Origin of the sequence: Pseudoalteromonas sp. 78C3 (assembly GCF_002836695.1) — a bacterium.
Taxonomy (GTDB): Bacteria; Pseudomonadota; Gammaproteobacteria; order Enterobacterales; family Alteromonadaceae; genus Pseudoalteromonas; species Pseudoalteromonas arctica.
On sequence record NZ_PJAV01000170.1, the window covers coordinates 96,938 to 115,197 of the forward strand.

Genomic DNA, 18,260 nt, shown 5'->3' on the forward strand with positions numbered 1-18,260 from the left:
TAAAATATAGCCAGTCTGCTTAACTCAACCTATAATTTAAATAATCAACTAATAAAAATTATTATGCGTATTAATAGCTTAGTTTACTTTTTTATTGCCAGTTTAATGTTTACCGCTACTGCGTTTAGCAAGCCGCAAAGTCTCGTGTTTTGTTACGAAGACAAAAATATAGCACCCATGTTTTTAGGTGATGGCCAAAATATACCAACAGATAAACCTGGTGCATCAATCGAAATACTTCAACAACTTGATTTAGCATTGCCCAATGTAGCAATATCATTTGTTAGAAAGCCATGGCGTAGATGCTTAAGCGATTTAGAATTTAATCGAGTTAATGCTGTTATTGCCAGTTACCGCAAAGGACGAGAAAACGTTGCTGTTTACCCTGTTGATCAGCAAGGTAAGTTACAAGATGACTATGCAGTAAGTGAATTTAGTAGCTGCCTTATAGGGCGTTATAAATTTCATAAAGAATGGGAGACTCGCGAAGTATTTCAAAATAAAGCATTTACGATAGCTATTCCTAATGGCTATGGACTAAATAGCGCGTTAAAAGAAGAGCCATTTTTTATTCATAATACGTTTTCTAAAAGCAAAGCTTTTGAGTTGCTAGATAAGGGCGTGGTGCAGGCGAGCGTTGATCTATGCCAAGTTGATGGCTTAAAAGTGTCGAGTTATCCGTATGAGGGTAATAATGTCAAACCTATTTATCCCCCTTACGAAACCAGCCATGGTTACCTTGTTTTTTCAAAAAAATTCTACGAAGAAAATAACACTCTAAGTTGGGAAATATGGCATTGGCTATCAAAATTTGAAAGTGCACCTGTGTATATTAAATACTTACAAACACCTAAATAACCTCATTAAATTCGCGTTTGTAAATTGGTATTAATTTAATATTAAGGTAGCATAAGCGCACTTTTTATAAAATGGCACCACAATGGCTCAATTATACTTTTACTACTCTGCAATGAATGCAGGTAAATCAACCACGTTATTACAATCTGCATTTAATTATAAAGAACGTGGTATGGAACCTGTGATCCTTACTGCTGCCATTGATGATAGACAAGGCGTGGGTAAAGTATCGTCTCGTATTGGCTTGCAAGCAGATGCGCATGTATTTGATGCTAGCAAAGATGTTTTTGATCTTATTCAATCACTCAATAATGAAAAAAAACGCCATTGTGTGTTAGTTGACGAGTGCCAATTTTTATCAAAAGAACAAGTAATGCAATTAACCGATGTGGTTGATGAATTAGGTATACCGGTATTGTGTTATGGCTTGCGTAACGACTTTAGAGGCGAGCTATTTATAGGGTCGCAATATTTGCTTGCGTGGGCTGATAAGTTAGTTGAGCTTAAAACTGTATGCCACTGTGGACGTAAAGCAAACCATGTACTGCGTACCGATGAAAATGGTGAAGCAATAGCCGATGGTAACCAAGTAGAAATTGGCGGCAATGACCGATACGTTTCGGTATGCCGCAAACATTATAAAGCCGCGTTAAATATGGGCCGACAAAGCATTTAAAAATGTATCAATATCTTCGCGCGTAATATCTAAATGCGTTACTAGCCTAAGCTGCTTGCTTGGGCTAAATAGTATACCTTGTTGTTTAAGTGCCTCAGCAATCTCTTCAATGTTTATACTGCTAGTGTATGTTGCGTAAACCATATTAGTGGTGTTACTCATATCTACAGTAAAGCCACTGATTTCACTTAATTGTTGAGCCAAATAACGTGCATTTGCATGATCGTCTTTTAAGCGCTCTACATTGTGCTCAAGTGCAAACTGCCCGGCAGCTGCAAGCATTCCGGCTTGGCGCATACCGCCACCAAGTACTTTTCTCCATCGTCTTGCTTTATTAATAAGTGCTGTTGAGCCTAATAATAAAGAGCCTACGGGCGCCCCCAAACCTTTAGATAAACAAATAGAAATTGAGTCAAAGTGCTTTGTGATTTCAGTGATATCAATATTTAGCTCAACAGCGGCATTAAAAGCACGTGCGCCGTCTAAGTGCAGCGCTAAATTATGCGTGTTAACAAAGTCACGAGCTTGGGCTAAGTACTCAAGCGGGAGTACTTTTCCGCCTATGGTATTTTCTAAGCTAAGTAATCGCGTTTTTGCAAAATGACAATCGTCTGGTTTTATTGCTGCAGCTATTTTACTAAAAGGTATACTGCCATCAGCATCGTTTTCAATAGGCTGTGGTTGCACAGACCCTAAAACAGCTGCTCCGCCGCCCTCAAACTTATAGTTGTGAGCATTTTGGCCACAAATGTATTCGTCACCTCGTTCACAATGCGCCATTATTGCAAGTAAGTTGGCTTGTGTACCTGAGCTACAATAAAGTGCGGCTTTAAAGTTAAAACGCTTACACGCATAGGCTTCTAGTTGGTTAACGCTTTCATCATCACCGTATACATCGTCACCAACCGGTGCGCTGTACATAATATCGCGCATTGTGTTTGTTGGTTTTGTAACTGTATCAGAGCGAAAATCTATCATGATTGCCTTATCCTTTTTATTGTTTTTAATAAAATTGGTATTAATCAAGCTCGCTACAAATTTGCTCACGAGTGTCTTTATCAAAGTAAGTCCATGCAATAAAGCGGCTGATTTTTTGACCTTGTGCCATATCAACTATTTTATATTGTGCTATTGGGTGGGTTTTTAATACTTCTTCAAGGGCTGCAATATTATCTTTTTTAGAGACTAACGACGTAAACCACAGTACTTGCTCTGCAAAGTCTTCGCTCTCTTTAATCATGTTAGAGATAAACTGTACTTCACCGCCTTCACACCATAATTCATTATTATGGCCACCAAAGTTAAGTGTGCTACTGGGTGTTTTTCCTAGGTTTTTCCACTTACGTTCACTGCCTTTACTTGCCTCTTCTTCGCTTGCATGAAACGGAGGGTTGCAGAGCGTTAAGTGGTATAAATCTTTTTGATTTACAACGCCTTTAAAAATATGTGATGCGTTTTTTTGTTGTTTTAGGGTTATTTTTAAACCATTAAACTGAGCAATTTGCTTTGCTATTTTTACCGAAGCTGCATCAATATCAGTCCCTGTAAAATGCCACTTATATTCACTTGTACCAGTAAGCGGGTAAACTAAATTAGCACCAGTGCCAATATCAAGTACTTTAATTTGCTTACCTAAAGGTATTTGTTGTTGGTTATCATCACTTAATAAGTCGGCTAAGTAATGAATGTAGTCAACACGCCCAGGTATAGGTGGACATAAGTTGTGCTCGGGAATATCCCAAAAATCAATATTATAATGTGCTTTCAAAAGGGCTTGATTGAGTGTTTTAACGGCTTTGTTATCACTAAAATCAATACTTTTAGTACCTGCAGGTGTGGTTATAACAAAAGGCAGTAGAGCAGGGTGCTCTGTTGTTAATAAATCGAAGTCGTACCCATTTTTATGTAGGTTACGAGGGTGTAATTTTGAACGTGTATTATTTTCTTTCATGGCTTCATTTTAACAACAGATATGATGTGGTGATTGTAACAAATGCTGATGAGTAAAGTGCAGACATTTCCTTTGGTATATTTAATATTACTGGTAGGATGAGTTGAAAATAATAAAAAGGAATAACTGTGGCAATTTCTCAGCAATCAATAATTATTAATTTAGACGCTCACCAAACACTTCATTTACGCCGTATTAGCGATGAAGGTCAGCAAGGGCCTATCGTATTTTTTATGCATGGAGCTGTAGAAAACGGTAAAATTTTTTACACCCATTCTAATAAAGGACTAGCCCCTTTTTTGGCTGAGCATGGATATTGTTGTTATGTTGCTGATTTACGTGGCCGAGGTGATAGTAAGCCGATTATTTCAAGTGACGCTAAGTACGGTCAAACCGAGGCCATTTTAGAAGATATTCCAACCTTTATTAAGCAAATAGAGTTGATTGAAGGCAAGAAGCCTGACTACTGGGTCGCTCACTCTTGGGGCGGGGTATTGATGAACAGCGCGTTTGCACGTTTTCCAGAATATATTAATGATGTAAAAGCGTGTGTGTATTTTGGCTCTAAGCGCTCTTTATTTAATAATCATCCTCAAAAATTATTACAAGCCAATTTAATTTGGTATTTTATGGCACCTTTACTTGCTAAAAAACACGGCTATTTAAATGCTAAAGGTTATAAGTGGGGAAGCGATAACGAAACTCAAAAGTCGCATTATCAAAGTATGCAATGGGCTAAAAAGAAGCCATGGATAGATTCTGATGATAATTTTGATTATGCAAAAGCGCTAAACAGCCTGCATTTACCGCCAACGCTTCATATTGCTGCGGTAAAAGATAAAGCACTAGCTCAACCAATCGATATTCAAAAATTTATGGACGAATCTGGGCCTGGCATTCAACAAATGCGAATTTACGGTCGTAAACACGGGCATAATTTTGATTACGATCATATTAATATGCTTACCCACCCAAGTGCGCGTGATGATCAATTTAAAGATTTACTTAATTGGTTTAAAGCACATCCGATTAATTCTCATCAAGTAACTTTAAAAGAGGTGTTTTGTAACGCTCCCACTTAGCGATTGCGGCGTTATTAATAGGTTGGCGAATAGCATGTTTACTCAACGTGGTTACCGGTGTTTTTTGTTTATAAAACGCTAAGCAGCGCTCTTCAAAATGACAGTTTAAAAAACCAAGTAACTGCGTTAGCTGCTCTTTTGGGTTACTCACTAAATCTTCGTAACTGACATCATAAATTGGCATACCTTTAAAGGAGTGCCAATGGCTCATCAGTTTTTTATACACACTATGGTAAAGCTTAAACTCAGGTAGTGAGCAAAAATAAGGCTCGTTTTCGGCAAAGTAATTAGTGAAAATAGAAAACGCAGTAGCATTAAAGTTACGACTTAAGTTTATAAATTTGGCATTTGGAAATAGGATATATATTAGTCCGAGCGACTGATAATTACTCGGCAGTTTATTTATTATAAAAGGTCTGATGGGCGATGCTGTTTTTAATGTTGCGATATAAAGCTCGCGGGCTTTTTTGATTAAGTCAGGCGTTAAATGCGCTAAACATTGCGGGTAAGCAACTCCCGTTTTTTGCTCGATAAAAGCAACCGCGTTATTACTAATACTCGTACTTTCTCCTAGGCTCGAAAACTGACTATGGCTTGCCAATATTTGCTCCAGGAGGGTAGAGCCACTACGAGGCATACCAATAATAAATACAGGTGTAATATCACGGGTAAATTTTTTATCGGCGGAGGCAATAAATTCCTCGGTGTTGTATTTTATTATTTCATCGTAAAAAGGGATTAAATCTTTAGTGTTAAATTCACTTAATTTTCTTTGTAATTTATTCGCCAATATAAAATAATTAAATGCTTGCTCGGTATCTTCAAGTGCATCGTAACTGTTTGCTAATGCGTAGTAACACACCATTTTTAAGCGTAAATTGCTCGTTTGAGTTAATAAGTGATGCAAATTACTTACATAATTATGCTCTTTATCAAAGCGGCCTAACTGCACAAGTTCAAATAAAATATAAGCTGTTACAGGGTATACCCCAATACTGAGTGCATGAGCAAAGGTTGTATGGGCTTTATCTAACTCGCCATGTGTTAAATAGTGCTGTGCTAAGTAGTAATGAGGCTCTGGGTTATGACTTGCTAATTTCTTAGCGTATTCGAGCACCGTTAACGCATCGTTTGGCGAATTAACACCGTTAAATGCATCAGCAAGGGCGTGTAATGGTTCAAGCATATGAGGCAAGCGCTCACAGGCTTTTTGGAGTAGGTATACGCCAGCGTCATAACGTTCTAGTCGTAAGGCAATTCTGCCTAAGCCAAATAAAGCTTCACCATTTTCAGGGTTACTATTTAATAGCGTTTTAAAATGAAACTCAGCTTCTTTGAGTTTATTTTGTTGCAGTAGTTGGTTGGCTTTATTAAGTAACATAGTTATACCAATTTTATTAAAAAAATAATCATTCTATCGCATTAAATAGCGAACTCACTGCGTTAAAAATTATTCATATAGAGCAACTACATATCATAGTTTTCGCCTTGTTATTACGCTATTTTCTGAGCGCTATAATAGAACACTTATTCAATGCAATTGGTATTGTTCATTATTATTTTTATTAACTATAAAATTAAAAAGGCGAAATGTCTTTAACATTTCGCCTTTGGTTCTTCATGAAAATAGTTTAAAAAGTATATGTTGCTTTAGCGTAGTAAAAGCCACCGTTAATACCAAACGGAGATGTTTCGTAGAACTGACCACCCCAGTTGTTATTAGGGATACCCGTTGCATCTGCAAAATCAAGTTTTTCAGCATCTTGGTCGAATAAGTTTTGAGCGCCTACAGAGAAGCTAACTGATTCATTTAAGAAGTAAGTTACTTCAGCATCAATAGTGACTGCAGCATCTGCTGTTTTAGCTGTTGCATCATAATCAACGTGAACACCTTGGTATTCGCCGTAGTAGTTTGCACGAGCAAATGCAGAAACTGATTCCCATTGTTGAGACAATGTGAACGTTGCACGATGGTTAGGTAAATCTTCTTCTAAGCGTTTAACTTTAAACGCACCTGTAATTTCACTAAATTGAGTTACTTCAGTATCATTCCAGTTATAAGCAAGGCTAAATGTAGAGCTACCGCCCATTAGTTCAGCAGTATAGTTTGCAACTAAATCGATACCTTGAGTTGTTGTATCAAAGTCATTTGTAAAAAAGCTTACCTGAGCAAGACCTTGTACATTAGGAACTCCAGCGGCTGTAAGTGTATCTTTATCTGCTTGGCTTAAGTTGATTTTATCTGATTGGCTAATACGGTCATCTACTTGTATGTTGTAGTAATCAAGCGTTAAAAATAACTCGCCGATTGTGTATACAGCACCAAGTGTATAGCTTTGTGATTCTTCCGGCTCAAGCTCTGTACCACCTAATTGCACTGCAATAGGGTTTGTTGGTGGAAGAAGCGCTGAATCTTGTAATACACCGCTGTCTAAGCTTGTTTGTACGTTACTTACGTTAGCTTGACCAACTGTAGGTGCACGGAAACCGCTACTTACAGAACCACGAATATTTAAATCTTCAGTTAAATGGTATTGAGCCATTACTTTGTAGTTAGTTGTAGTACCAAAGCTGTCGTAGTCTTCAAAGCGAAGCGCTACGCCCATTAAGAAATCTTCAGTAAATGGTGCTTCAACATCAACATACGCTGCATAGTTACGACGAGAAAACTCACCTGCTTGTGATGGTTTAAAACCAGGGAAGCCGTTAGAGCCAATACCAAAACCTTGTGCTGTTAAAGGGCCTGCTGTGTAAGATTCTTCATCACCAGAAATGATAGTGAATGTTTCTTCATGCCATTCAAAACCACCGGCAATGTTTACATCATAAGCTAAACCAAAGTCGACACCCTTTGATAAATCAAAGTTAAAGTTTTTCTCTAGCTGTTCATATTTACCCGGACTGAAGTCACGTGGTGTATCTGCACCTAAAGAAGCATTAACCGTGTCATAGATGAAGTAACGTGATTCATTTAAACCCACAGTACCGCTTAAGTCATAGTAAGTATCTTTTAAGAAACCACCAGTGAATCGCCCTTTAGTACCAATAGTTAAAGAAGTATCAGTAATGTTGCCGCCAAAGTTAGGTGTAAAGCCACCTGGAAGCGTTTCGTTAAAGGCAAAACAATCTGGGTTGTTCGCTACACCATTTATATAAGCAGGATCATCTAATACGTTGCCATCTGTTATTGCAATAGTAGGACAGTTAGCGCTCATATCAGGTGTTAAATCTGCAACAAGTAGTGTTTCGCCACCATCATTTGAGTAAACGCCAGAACGTGTTTGCGGGTTACGGTAGTAAAAGCCACCACGTACATCACGTTCAGAGTAATTACCAAACATGTAAAATTCAGAATCGTTTGTTAGCTCTAAACCTACGTTACCAAAAATTGTAATATCGTCGTTTACTTCTGGTGCGCCCCATACTTGTGCAAGAGAAGATACATCAGGAACACCGGCAGCTGAAAGTGCTGCGGCATCGGCACGTTGAACTGAGCGGCTTGTTGCATCAGCTGTTTTATATTGAAAGCTTAAATTAGCAAAGCCATTGTCGGTAAACGGTAAACCCACGTTACCCGACACTTGTGTTGTATCGCCATCACCTTCATAAAATTGACCATGGCGGATTTCTAATTTACCACCTTCAGAAGCATCTTTTAGTTGGAAGTTCATTACACCGGCGATTGCATCAGAACCATATTGTGCAGCTGCGCCATCACGAAGTACTTCTACTTGTTTAATAGCAATGCTTGGAATAACTGAAATATCTGCGCCTTGCGCGCCATCGTTAATACCACCGCCTAAAAATGCAATTACAGAAGCACGATGACGACGTTTGCCGTTTAAAAGAACCAATGTGCTGTCTGATGGTAAACCACGTAAGTTAGCTGGGCGAACAAGAGAGGCCGCATCACTAATAGGATTTTGATGTACGTTAAAAGATGGCACGGCACCTTTTAAAAGCTCAAGCATGTCGGTATTACCTGATCTTTCTAATTCTTCGCCGCCAATAATATCGATTGGAACTGGTGAGTCACCGATTGAACGTGGAGCTGAGCGCGTACCTACTACGGCAATTTTCTCTACGTTTTTATTTACTTTAGTTTGCTGTTGCTCGTCTGCTGCAACAGCAGTACCTGAAAAAAACAACCCTGCAGTGGTTGTAGCTAAAGCAAATTTGATTGCTTGGTTTAGCGCATTATTTTTTAATTTCATTCTAATTTTCCCCAGTTAGAATAATTCTTATTTTTGATGCTAATTTCACATCATTTATTTTTAACTTAATTTTTTGTTTCACATAAGTTTGAGGGTTTAGCTCAAAAGCCTAATCAATTAAGCTTACGTGTTGTGAAGTCCTATTTACAGACTATAGGTAAAAAACGGGAAGGGCAATTACTAATTAACCATTTGATAACAAAAAGATTCAATTTAAGAAAAAATGCAACAATGGTGCAAAGTAAAGCTAAAATGAACTAAATAAGTGCAAATAGGGTTGTTGAGAGGAAAATTAATGCGTTATCAGTATTTAAATGTTATTTATTTGTTTCTTTTTGGTGGTGTTTTCAATGTTTTGTGCGCATCGCCAAGTTGCTAATTTTTCTTTATATTCATCCCACACGCAGGGGCAGCAACTGCCACCACCGCAACATTCATCAGATTTTGGTTTTTCAGGTTTTTGCGGTAGTTGGTTTGTCATATTCAGTGTTGTTGTATGTATTTAATACTAATTTGGTGCAAAGGATAAGTTAAAGGATGTTGTAAGTAAATTATTCTTTGTGAACCCGTGCTGCTGTGTGAAAATAAAAGTTATGCGATTATATAAAGTTATTCACCGTGCACCTTGGCGGGTAGTTAAAATTAGTAAAAAACGCCAACAGCTGCGTTTTCGCCGTGCTATGGTGGCGCTTAAAATTGCACTTGCGCAAGAAAAACAAGAAACCAAAGAAATGCTCTCTATTTATAGGCGCTACACTCAAGGTCAAACAAGTAAAGAGGAGTTAAAACGCGCTAATGAACAGTTTGTTGATATTTTAAAAGGGTTAGGGCTCGGTGTGTTTGCAGTATTACCTTTTGCCCCGCTTACAATTCCTTTAGTTGTTAAATTAGGGAGTTTAGTGGGAGTTGATGTACTGCCAAGTTCGTTTAATATGAACAAATCGATTAAAGAACTTGATGCTAAAATAGATCAAGAAAATCAAAAGCAAGAATCCAAAAATAGCTTAAAAAAGTAGCTAAAATCCCTTCAAATTAGCGATACCTTTTAGGTGCGCTTATTGATATGCTCTTAAGTACCATTTTTATATTATATGAGCTTTTTAATGAGTGCATTACTACGTCATACATCTTCTGGTATTCCTTTATCTTTTATTCTTAAAAACGAATTATCTGACTGGCAAGCACAGCAGCCTGCATTTATACAAAATTGGTTAACTAATACAGGTTTCGAAAAGCAAGGTGTTGCTTTAATCCCTGATGCTAAAACGGGCGAGTTAAGTCAGGTATTTTGTTTAATGCAAAGTAGCGATGATTTTTGGGCTGCGGGTAATTTAGCAAATACACTTCCTACTGGTACTTATCAAATTCAAGGCGAGAGCGCTTTTGTAGAGCAAGTTGCTTTAGGGTTTGTGCTTGGTGGTTACGAATTTAGTGAATATAAAGAAAAACCAACAGCAAAAGCGCAATTAGCCATTAGCGATAAAGCGTTGTTTGAGCGTATTAGCCAACAAGCTGATGCCATTACACTTGCACGTGATTTAGTTAATACTCCAGCGGTAGATATGATGCCGCAACATTTATCGCAAGTAATGGAAGATTTAGCTGCAACTTACAATGGCGAATTTTCACAGTGGATTGGCGATGAGTTACTAGAGCAAAACTACCCGACTATTCACATGGTGGGTCGTGCAAGCGAAAATAAACCGCGTTTACTTGATTTAAAATGGGGCGCGACAGATGCTCCATTAATTACACTAGTAGGTAAGGGCGTATGTTTTGACTCTGGTGGACTTGATTTAAAACCAAGCTCTGGCATGCGTAACATGAAAAAAGACATGGGCGGTGCCGCGCATGTAATTGCACTAGCGCAGCTTATTATGGCAGCTAACTTACCAATTAGATTACGAGTGCTTGTACCAGCTGTTGAAAATGCAGTATCGCGAAATGCATTTCGCCCAGGCGATGTAATTAAAACGCGTAAAGGCATTATGGTCGAAATTGATAATACCGACGCGGAAGGGCGATTAGTATTGTGTGATGCATTAAGCGAAGCACAAAACGACAACCCTGAGCTAATTATTGATTTTGCTACTCTCACGGGCGCATGTCGTGTTGCACTGGGCACGGAGCTTCCGGGCTTTTTCTCAACGCAGCGCGATGTAGCAAATGGTATTATTGATGCAGGTTTAATCGTACATGATCCTGTTTGGCAACTTCCGTTGTTTGAGCAATACAAAAACTTACTAAAAAGTGATGTAGCCGATATGGCAAACTGTGCAAGCACACCGTTTGGTGGTGCTATTACCGCAGCGCTTTACTTAAAAGAATTTGTTGAACCAACAACACCATGGGTGCACTTTGATGTAATGGCGTGGAACTTACGTGCATTACCAGGTCGTCCAACGGGTGGTGAAGCATTAGGTATTCGTGCTGTATTTAACTACTTACAAAATCGTTTTAATAAATAAGTTTTTGATTCAATAGTAAGAACTTGAGCTTATGAGTTTTAAACCTCATAAAGCTCAAGCGGCAAGTTATCTGGATCGGCAAAAAAGGTAAACTTTTTGCCGGTTATTTCATCCACTCTAATATCCTCAATGTTTACATCGCACGACTCTAAATACGTTTTTGCAATCTGTACATCCGCTACCTTAAAAGCTAAATGTCTTAAGCCTTGTGCTTCGGGATAGCTTGGTCTTGCGGGCGATCCATCAAACGAAAATAGCTCTATTTGGCTACCATCGGGCATGGCTAAATCTAATTTATATGAATTACGATCAGCTCTAAAGTGCTCATTAATAACGTTAAGTTTAAGTACATTGCTATAAAAGTGTTTAGAACGTGCATAGTCACTGCAAATAATCGCAGCGTGGTGAATACCTAAAAGTTTCAAATTTAATTCCTTAAAAAGCAAAAACGCACTTAATGAAGTGCGTTTTATATGTTGCTTACTACATGTTGTGTTAGCTTGGCTGCGCTTCTTTACATGCTTTAACGGCCGGTGCTACAAGTTCTAAACCGGTTTTATCACATGGCGGTAAAGCGGCATCGCTTACACTAATAGGCGTTACGCGTTCGCCCCATTTTATGTAACTTGCAGCCCAGGTAAGGCCGGCACCAAATGCAGCAGACATAATGTTTGAATGCGGTTTAATTAACCCTTGCTCAACGGCTTCACATAACGCAATAGCAATAGTTGCAGCAGAGGTATTACCATACTCACCAATGTTAACCATTACTTTTTCGTCAGGTACTTTTAAGCGATGCTGAATAGCTTGAATAATACGTAAGTTAGCTTGGTGTGGAACGAGTACATTAATGTCATCAAGGCTCAAATCGGCTTGTTTAAGTACATCGTCGCATGCTTCGCTCATGCCTTTAACAGCACGTTTGAAAATTTCACGACCTTCAAATAATAAATCAGATGGACCAATTGGCTCATATTTATTTAAATCACTACCAAAGTTAGTGATGTGTAAAATATCGCGGTCTTCACTGTCACAACCAGTTTTGGTTGCTAGTAAACCAGCTGGCGTATCTGCCGCTTCAAGTACTACTGCACCTGCGCCATCGCCAAATAATACAGCGCTGTCACGGCGTGCCCAGTTTACGTACCAGGTCATACGCTCAGCGGCTATTACCACTGCTTTTTTGATCATACCCGCTTGAATTTGTGCTGTAGCAGCTTGCAATGCATATAAAAAGCCCGAACATGCCGCGTTTGTATCCATTGCGGCAGCGCCTGTTGCACCAATGTTTTTTTGCACTTGTGAGGCGGTATTTGCCACAACAGTAGAAGGTGTACAGGTTGCTAATATCACTAAATCAATATCTTTAGGATCAACGCCTGCGCACGCAATAGCATGCTTAGCAGCAACGGTTGCCAGCTCGGCGGTACTTACATGGCTCACTCGGCGAGATTTAATGCCTGTACGCGAGGTTATCCACTCGTCGGTGGTATCAACTATTTCACTAATTTCATCGTTGCTAATGCTTGCTGGTGGAATGCATTTACCCCAACCAGTGATATGTGCGTAAGGCATAGTATGTTCTCTTAAGGTGGTCTGACATGTATTACTAATGGGTGAGTTATACCAAAAAACGGCTTTCAAGACTAGTTTATAGCATGCTTTGTGTCGTAAATATTCGCAATTACAGGTTATTTAAGGTAATGCTAGTATAAAAAAGGAGCAAGTATGAAAACAACACTAATAACAACATTCACTGCAATAACGCTGGCATTAATAGCAAATGGGGCTTTTGCTCAACAGCATAAAATTATTTATGCGGGCAGTTTACTTGCATCCGAGGATCAAAAAGTAAAAACAGAGCAAACGTTAGTCATAACAGATAATACAATAACAGCCATTAAAAACGGCTACCTCACAAAAGCGGAACTTAACCTACCTAATGCCGATATTATAAATCTTAAAAATCAATTTGTAATGCCTGGTCTTATTGATATGCATGTTCACGTTACGTTTGAGCGAGATGCTAAAGCAAACCCTCACCGCTGGGCAACAGAATATGACGCCGATTATGCTTTGCGCTCAATTAAATATTTACAACGTACGCTCGATGCGGGTTTTACATCAGTGCGAGATTTAGGTAGCGATCACAAAGTTATATTTCCGCTAAAACGTGCTATTGAGCGAAATGATATTAACGGCCCTCGCATTTTTGCAGCGGGTAATACAATATCGCCTACAGGTGGACACGCAGATATGCACGGATATCGAAAAGATATTACAGATGCGGTTACAGGCGGGATTGGTATTTGTAATGGCGCGGATGATTGTAGCCGTGCGGTACGCGAGGTAATAAAAAGTGGCGCTGATGTAATTAAAATTACTGCCACGGGTGGGGTACTAAGTAATACCGCTGCTGGTGTTAACCAACAACTTACAGATGCAGAGCTGATTGCAATTGTTGATACTGCTCACCACTTAGGGCGTAAAGTTACAGCGCATGCACACGGTACACAAGGTATAAAAGCGGCCTTAAAAGCCGGTGTGGATTCTATTGAGCATGGCTCTTATTTAGATAAAGAGGCAATAAAGTTATTTAAAAAAACGGGAGCTTATTTAGTACCGACGCTTTTAGCGGGTGCAACGGTAAGTGAAGAGGTGCTTACAAATCCAAATATGCCACCGGCAATAGCCGATAAAGTGCGTGAAGTGACTCCAAAAATGCAGGCTTCGTTTAAACTTGCACTGAAAAACAAGGTTAATATAGCCTTTGGAACAGACTCAGGTGTGTCGCGTCATGGGCTTAATGCTAACGAATTTAGTTTAATGGTAAACAATGGTATGAGCGAAGCCCAAGCTATTAAATCAGCAACCATACATGCAGCTAAACTGCTGGGGCAAAGCGCATTCATTGGCGACTTGAGTGTTGGTAAACAAGCAGATATTATCAGTGTGAATGGCTCACCGCTTAAAAATATCGACGTACTTAAAAACGTGCAATTTGTTATGAAAGCCGGGCAAGTTTATAAACAATAGGGAAGGTTATGAGCAGCAAGATAAAAGTGTCGTTGTTTAATCATTTGATTGACGCTGAGCGCCAGTTACTAGACCCAGAAGTTCGCCAATCTGAGCGCGCATTAGATGCTTTACTCGATGATGAATTTATCGAAATTGCTGCCAATGGCACTACATTTAATAAATACCAAGTACTTACCCGCTTACCTACCGAGGTTGTGCCACAGTTTTATAATCAGCATTTTAAGGGCCGAATGCTAAGTGATGACGTAGTGCAACTTAGTTATCAAGCTGCTTATAGGCGCTCTGCTCGCAGTGAATTTAATTATTCATTGCGTATGTCGCTTTGGCGCCAAACTAACGAACAATGGAAAATGGTGTTTCATCAAGGAACGCCTTGTGCACCGTTTTCAATTTCGATGGATGATGATTAAAAACCATATAACCGTTAAAATAACCTTATTAAACATTTGATTGGGCAATAACCTTTTGTTAATGCGTACCGACCCCACCATTAGTCGACTATTAATGCTGCGAAGCGGCGCTATTGCGGTGCAATTAATTGCTGTGCTTAGCGTTTATTTTTTACTAGAACATCAAATTGCATTACTGCCTTTACTGATTGTTATTGCCGTTGAGGCTGTGTTTCAGCTTATTAGCCTATTTGCTTATCGTAATGTGAGCCAGGCTAAACCTTTGGGTATGTTGATGCAGTTAACCGCTGATGTATTATTTTTAACGGTTTTACTCTTGCTAAGCGGTGGTGCAACCAATGCATTTGTATCGTTGTTATTACTCCCAATAATGATAGCTGCTGTTACGCTGAGAGAAAAAGGATTAGCTTATATTGCAGTGTTAGCCATTGCCGCATACAGTTTTTTATTGATAAAGATGCCCGATCACAGTATGCATCAAATGAATATGAGTGGTCACTTTATTGGCATGTGGGTTAATTTTGTTTTAAGTGCCAGCGTAATTGCACTTGTTATTGGCGCAATGAGCAGGGCACTTAAAGAACGAGAGCGAATTATTGCAAACGTGCGTGAAAAACAATTGCGTAATGAACAGCTTGTTACCCTTGATGGGGCCGCAGCACAAATAACCCATCAACTAGCGACCCCAATTGCAAACTTACAGTTACTGTTTGAAGAGTTATTAGAAGAGCAACCAAACAATCCTATTGTTAAGTACATGCAAGCGCCGCTTACTCAGTGCAGTACACAACTTAACGACTTTAGAAAACTCTCAGAGCAATTACGTCTTAAAAATTCGCAAGAGCATACCACCGTAAAGCAACTGCAAACGCAAATTACAGATACACTTTTACTGCAATACCCTGATCAACAAATTAAATGGATTACGCCACCTATTGCGGCAACGCTATTGAGTGATGCGATGTTATTGCCTGCTATTTTAAATTTATTGCAAAACGCCGCGCTCGCTAATCAAAAACAAGGTCAAACTCAATTAGAGCTGAGTTGGCAGCAAGATAACCTACATAGTGAATGCGTTTACTTGTTAATTCACGATTTTGGTCGTGGCTTTTCATCATCGCAATTAGCAGAGCTGGGTGGTCAACTTATGCCAAGCGATCAAGGAATGGGGCTTGCTGTGCTTTTATCAAATGTTACTTTTGAGCGTTTAAATGGCTCACTTACCTTGTTTAACCATACAGATGGCGGCGCTGTCGCCAAAGTTAAACTCGCTATTGTAAACACTGAGAATAACGCCTCATGAAGTTACTTATAATTGAAGACGACATTAATTTAGCCTGCACACTGGCAAGGCGCTTAACTAAACAAGGCTTTACCTGCGAGGTGGCGCATAATCAAAGTGATGCGTTACTTACCGCGCGTAAACTATTGCCCGACTTTGTTTTATTAGACATGAAACTAGGTGACGATAACGGACTTACACTCATAAAGCCGCTGCGTAGTTTGCTCCCCCAAACTCATATTGTTTTACTAACCGGGTTTGCAAGTATAGCAACCGCAGTAGAGGCAATGCGTTTAGGCGCAAACGACTACCTTACCAAGCCGGTTGATATGGCAACATTATTAAAAGCGCTTAACACCGAGCCTGTGGCATCGGCATCGAGTGTTATTGATGATGCGGTTATGTCGCCAGAGCGTTTAGAGTGGGAGCATATTCAACAAGTATTACACAGTAATAATGGCAATGTGTCGGTTACCGCAAGGCAACTTAATATGCATAGGCGTACTTTGCAGCGCAAGTTACAAAAAAAGCCGGTGCAGCAGTAGTTTAGTACTTAATTTAAGGAAAGTGTTATGAGCGATGATGCAGTGACAATAATGCAAAATCAAAAAATTATATTATTTGATGCGCAATGTAAGCTGTGCAGCGCGTGGTGTAATTTTATAATTGCTCACGACACTAATACTATTTTTAAATTATGCAGCGTGCAATCTCCAAAAGGGGAACTGTTGTTAACGCATTTTGGTTTTTCAACAATTGAATATGCCTCAATGGTTTACCTAGAAAACGGTAAAGCGTATACGCAAAGCCATGCTTTTTTTAACGTTGTTAAGCAGCTAGGTTACCCATACAAGCTAGCAAACGTATTTAGTATTTTGCCAGCTAGGTTTAATAATTGGTTATACGATAGGGTTGCTTTAAATAGATATACGTTATTTGGTAAATATCAGTACTGCAGAATACCCAACCCAGATGATGCCAAACATTATTTATAAATTAGGCGTTAATACACTGCAGTATAAGTAGATGCTAGGTTTATGAGGTTGTGTTAAAATCGCCGCGTTTAATTTTAGCTAACGGTATAAAAGGCTTTTTTCATGGCAAATACAGCACATGCACTTCACATTTTGGTTAAGCACAAAGAAATTGCAGAAGATATTATTAAGCAATTAGGTAAAGGTGCAAAGTTTCAAACCTTAGCTAAAAAGTATTCGTCATGCCCATCGGGGAAAAAAGGCGGTGATTTAGGTGAATTTGGACGCGGCCAAATGGTCCCACAGTTTGACAAAATTGCATTTAAAGGTGCAATTTTAGAACCGCATCTAGTTAAAACAAAATTCGGCTGGCATGTAATCAAAGTACTTTACCGTACTTAATTTACTTAAGCAGTTTGGCAATTGACGCGTCTTAGCAAGCGTCCATTTCATCACCTATCCTAAATTTACACTTTGACGAACTAAGAATTAGGATGGGTGTCATCTTAATTTATTCCAATATGGGCAGAATACGAAAAAATGGGAGGGGTAAGTCATGTTGATTTTTAGACTTTACATATTATTCAGTTTTTTTCTATTAGTGTCGTGTGGAGCGGATGAAAATTACGAACCTATAAGAGAGAGTTTAATTTTAGAAAGTGAAAATATAGCTTCTAAAATAGTTTCTAATAATCATAAAGAATTAATTGCAATATTGAAATATTTAAAAGAAAACTCAAATGAATATATAGCAGGAAGCAACTTTCCTTTAGTCAGTAGTGATTTAAAAAAAATCGATGTGGAGCTATATGAGATCACTAAGATAGCAAGCGAAATTGGGGTTTTATCTGGAAAAAGAAACTCATATGGGATTTATGGTTTAGAGGTTATTAGAAAAGATACTAAAGACTTTAAGTTTACCTATGCTATAGCAAGCAAGAGTAAGGATAATATAGATAAAAATACCTTCACAAACACTTGTAACCCTATTTCTAAAGAGGGCCTATGCTTACATAAGAAAAGTGATAACTTTTATTTTATTTACAGCTTCAAGAAAAAGTAAATAAATAGAGTCAGGTCTTTTTGTTTTTAGGTGATGAGGTTTATTTTTAATAAGGATATTAAATAAAATGTTATTTAGAGTATTTATTAGTTTTTTATTTTCTGCCAATGCAATTGCTGCTATTTGCAAATGCTAAATAACACTGACACCTCCCCTTATTTCTTAGGGAAAAATGGAAAGGAAAAAGATGAACTCTAAGTTTAAAAAGTAAATTTAGTAGCACAGTTTTGTTAGTCCAAATAA

At 38.6% G+C, this 18,260-nt stretch carries 19 protein-coding genes; 12 read left to right on the top strand and 7 right to left on the bottom strand.

Going from position 1 to position 18,260, the window contains the following annotated elements; genetic code table 11:
* Positions 1-63 precede the first annotated feature (63 nt).
* Both CXF76_RS17685 and CXF76_RS17690 read left to right on the top strand, forming a co-directional pair.
* A complete protein-coding gene (locus CXF76_RS17685; protein ID WP_101164263.1) occupies positions 64-858 on the top strand; it encodes an amino acid ABC transporter substrate-binding protein in 795 nt (264 codons plus the stop codon).
* A gap of 82 nt (positions 859-940) precedes the next feature.
* Complete coding sequence (locus tag CXF76_RS17690; RefSeq protein WP_010553997.1) at positions 941-1,534, top strand: thymidine kinase; 594 nt, start codon at positions 941-943, stop codon at positions 1,532-1,534.
* On the opposite strand, the gene ltaE is transcribed toward CXF76_RS17690, so the two are convergent.
* Together ltaE and rlmF are read right to left on the bottom strand one after the other, a co-directional pair.
* Positions 1,508-2,512: a low-specificity L-threonine aldolase gene (gene ltaE / locus CXF76_RS17695; protein WP_101164264.1), complete on the bottom strand. Its 1,005-nt coding sequence runs from the start codon at positions 2,510-2,512 to the stop codon at positions 1,508-1,510. The genes CXF76_RS17690 and ltaE overlap by 27 nt on opposite strands.
* Before the next feature lie 40 nt (positions 2,513-2,552).
* The gene (gene rlmF / locus CXF76_RS17700; protein ID WP_101164265.1) at positions 2,553-3,485 is read right to left on the bottom strand and encodes a 23S rRNA (adenine(1618)-N(6))-methyltransferase RlmF; all 933 of its coding nucleotides are present in this window, start codon (positions 3,483-3,485) and stop codon (positions 2,553-2,555) included.
* Between the two features lie 128 nt (positions 3,486-3,613).
* Here rlmF and CXF76_RS17705 point away from each other — a divergent pair, with 128 nt between their 5' ends.
* A complete protein-coding gene (locus CXF76_RS17705) occupies positions 3,614-4,567 on the top strand; it encodes an alpha/beta fold hydrolase (protein WP_101164266.1) in 954 nt (317 codons plus the stop codon).
* Here CXF76_RS17705 and CXF76_RS17710 read toward each other — a convergent pair.
* The 3 genes from CXF76_RS17710 to CXF76_RS17720 all read right to left on the bottom strand — a co-directional run bounded on the left by CXF76_RS17710 (position 4,515) and on the right by CXF76_RS17720 (position 9,262).
* A complete protein-coding gene (locus CXF76_RS17710; protein ID WP_101164267.1) occupies positions 4,515-5,948 on the bottom strand; it encodes a tetratricopeptide repeat-containing sulfotransferase family protein in 1,434 nt (477 codons plus the stop codon). The genes CXF76_RS17705 and CXF76_RS17710 overlap by 53 nt on opposite strands.
* Positions 5,949-6,198: 250 nt before the next feature.
* Positions 6,199-8,781, bottom strand: coding sequence for a TonB-dependent receptor plug domain-containing protein (locus CXF76_RS17715; RefSeq protein WP_101164268.1), 2,583 nt, complete (start codon positions 8,779-8,781; stop codon positions 6,199-6,201).
* A gap of 310 nt (positions 8,782-9,091) precedes the next feature.
* The gene (locus CXF76_RS17720) at positions 9,092-9,262 is read right to left on the bottom strand and encodes an oxidoreductase-like domain-containing protein (protein WP_101164269.1); all 171 of its coding nucleotides are present in this window, start codon (positions 9,260-9,262) and stop codon (positions 9,092-9,094) included.
* Between the two features lie 112 nt (positions 9,263-9,374).
* Between CXF76_RS17720 and CXF76_RS17725 the strand changes: the two genes are divergently transcribed.
* Together CXF76_RS17725 and CXF76_RS17730 are read left to right on the top strand one after the other, a co-directional pair.
* A complete protein-coding gene (locus CXF76_RS17725; RefSeq protein WP_007582356.1) occupies positions 9,375-9,797 on the top strand; it encodes a hypothetical protein in 423 nt (140 codons plus the stop codon).
* Between the two features lie 87 nt (positions 9,798-9,884).
* Complete coding sequence (locus CXF76_RS17730) at positions 9,885-11,249, top strand: leucyl aminopeptidase family protein (RefSeq protein WP_101164270.1); 1,365 nt, start codon at positions 9,885-9,887, stop codon at positions 11,247-11,249.
* A 38-nt stretch (positions 11,250-11,287) separates the two neighbouring features.
* Here CXF76_RS17730 and gloA2 read toward each other — a convergent pair whose 3' ends face one another.
* Together gloA2 and CXF76_RS17740 are read right to left on the bottom strand one after the other, a co-directional pair.
* Positions 11,288-11,674 carry an SMU1112c/YaeR family gloxylase I-like metalloprotein gene (gene gloA2 / locus CXF76_RS17735; protein ID WP_101164271.1) on the bottom strand — a complete coding sequence of 129 codons (387 nt, stop codon included), beginning with the start codon at positions 11,672-11,674 and terminating at the stop codon, positions 11,288-11,290.
* 70 nt (positions 11,675-11,744) lie between these two features.
* Positions 11,745-12,824 carry a ketoacyl-ACP synthase III gene (locus CXF76_RS17740; RefSeq protein ID WP_010553987.1) on the bottom strand — a complete coding sequence of 360 codons (1,080 nt, stop codon included), beginning with the start codon at positions 12,822-12,824 and terminating at the stop codon, positions 11,745-11,747.
* A gap of 153 nt (positions 12,825-12,977) precedes the next feature.
* Between CXF76_RS17740 and CXF76_RS17745 the strand changes: the two genes are divergently transcribed.
* The 7 genes from CXF76_RS17745 to CXF76_RS17775 all read left to right on the top strand — a co-directional run bounded on the left by CXF76_RS17745 (position 12,978) and on the right by CXF76_RS17775 (position 18,017).
* Positions 12,978-14,285, top strand: coding sequence for a metal-dependent hydrolase family protein (locus tag CXF76_RS17745; protein WP_101164272.1), 1,308 nt, complete (start codon positions 12,978-12,980; stop codon positions 14,283-14,285).
* A gap of 8 nt (positions 14,286-14,293) precedes the next feature.
* Positions 14,294-14,698 carry a nuclear transport factor 2 family protein gene (locus tag CXF76_RS17750; protein ID WP_024593117.1) on the top strand — a complete coding sequence of 135 codons (405 nt, stop codon included), beginning with the start codon at positions 14,294-14,296 and terminating at the stop codon, positions 14,696-14,698.
* Positions 14,699-14,759: 61 nt separating this feature from the next.
* Positions 14,760-16,001, top strand: coding sequence for a sensor histidine kinase (locus CXF76_RS17755; protein ID WP_198551864.1), 1,242 nt, complete (start codon positions 14,760-14,762; stop codon positions 15,999-16,001).
* On the top strand, positions 15,998-16,525 hold the full coding sequence (locus tag CXF76_RS17760) for a response regulator transcription factor (protein WP_101164274.1): 528 nt from the start codon (positions 15,998-16,000) through the stop codon (positions 16,523-16,525). The genes CXF76_RS17755 and CXF76_RS17760 overlap by 4 nt, the downstream gene beginning before the upstream one ends.
* Before the next feature lie 27 nt (positions 16,526-16,552).
* Positions 16,553-16,975, top strand: coding sequence for a thiol-disulfide oxidoreductase DCC family protein (locus CXF76_RS17765; RefSeq protein ID WP_101164275.1), 423 nt, complete (start codon positions 16,553-16,555; stop codon positions 16,973-16,975).
* Positions 16,976-17,077: 102 nt separating this feature from the next.
* Complete coding sequence (locus CXF76_RS17770; RefSeq protein WP_008171402.1) at positions 17,078-17,356, top strand: peptidylprolyl isomerase; 279 nt, start codon at positions 17,078-17,080, stop codon at positions 17,354-17,356.
* Between the two features lie 154 nt (positions 17,357-17,510).
* Positions 17,511-18,017, top strand: coding sequence for a hypothetical protein (locus CXF76_RS17775; protein WP_101164276.1), 507 nt, complete (start codon positions 17,511-17,513; stop codon positions 18,015-18,017).
* Positions 18,018-18,260: the final 243 nt, after the last annotated feature.

What these genes read in the sequence shown, in the direction of transcription:
- CXF76_RS17710 (WP_101164267.1), bottom strand. Translation starts at nt 5,948, where the DNA reads ATGTTACTTAATAAAGCCAACCAACTACTGCAACAAAATAAACTCAAA.
- CXF76_RS17720 (WP_101164269.1), bottom strand. Translation starts at nt 9,262, where the DNA reads ATGACAAACCAACTACCGCAAAAACCTGAAAAACCAAAATCTGATGAA.
- CXF76_RS17770 (WP_008171402.1), top strand. Translation starts at nt 17,078, where the DNA reads ATGGCAAATACAGCACATGCACTTCACATTTTGGTTAAGCACAAAGAA.
- CXF76_RS17750 (WP_024593117.1), top strand. Translation starts at nt 14,294, where the DNA reads ATGAGCAGCAAGATAAAAGTGTCGTTGTTTAATCATTTGATTGACGCT.
- rlmF (WP_101164265.1), bottom strand. Translation starts at nt 3,485, where the DNA reads ATGAAAGAAAATAATACACGTTCAAAATTACACCCTCGTAACCTACAT.
- CXF76_RS17730 (WP_101164270.1), top strand. Translation starts at nt 9,885, where the DNA reads ATGAGTGCATTACTACGTCATACATCTTCTGGTATTCCTTTATCTTTT.
- ltaE (WP_101164264.1), bottom strand. Translation starts at nt 2,512, where the DNA reads ATGATAGATTTTCGCTCTGATACAGTTACAAAACCAACAAACACAATG.
- CXF76_RS17760 (WP_101164274.1), top strand. Translation starts at nt 15,998, where the DNA reads ATGAAGTTACTTATAATTGAAGACGACATTAATTTAGCCTGCACACTG.
- CXF76_RS17690 (WP_010553997.1), top strand. Translation starts at nt 941, where the DNA reads ATGGCTCAATTATACTTTTACTACTCTGCAATGAATGCAGGTAAATCA.
- CXF76_RS17745 (WP_101164272.1), top strand. Translation starts at nt 12,978, where the DNA reads ATGAAAACAACACTAATAACAACATTCACTGCAATAACGCTGGCATTA.
- CXF76_RS17725 (WP_007582356.1), top strand. Translation starts at nt 9,375, where the DNA reads ATGCGATTATATAAAGTTATTCACCGTGCACCTTGGCGGGTAGTTAAA.
- CXF76_RS17765 (WP_101164275.1), top strand. Translation starts at nt 16,553, where the DNA reads ATGAGCGATGATGCAGTGACAATAATGCAAAATCAAAAAATTATATTA.
- CXF76_RS17755 (WP_198551864.1), top strand. Translation starts at nt 14,760, where the DNA reads ATGCGTACCGACCCCACCATTAGTCGACTATTAATGCTGCGAAGCGGC.
- CXF76_RS17685 (WP_101164263.1), top strand. Translation starts at nt 64, where the DNA reads ATGCGTATTAATAGCTTAGTTTACTTTTTTATTGCCAGTTTAATGTTT.
- CXF76_RS17740 (WP_010553987.1), bottom strand. Translation starts at nt 12,824, where the DNA reads ATGCCTTACGCACATATCACTGGTTGGGGTAAATGCATTCCACCAGCA.
- CXF76_RS17775 (WP_101164276.1), top strand. Translation starts at nt 17,511, where the DNA reads ATGTTGATTTTTAGACTTTACATATTATTCAGTTTTTTTCTATTAGTG.
- CXF76_RS17715 (WP_101164268.1), bottom strand. Translation starts at nt 8,781, where the DNA reads ATGAAATTAAAAAATAATGCGCTAAACCAAGCAATCAAATTTGCTTTA.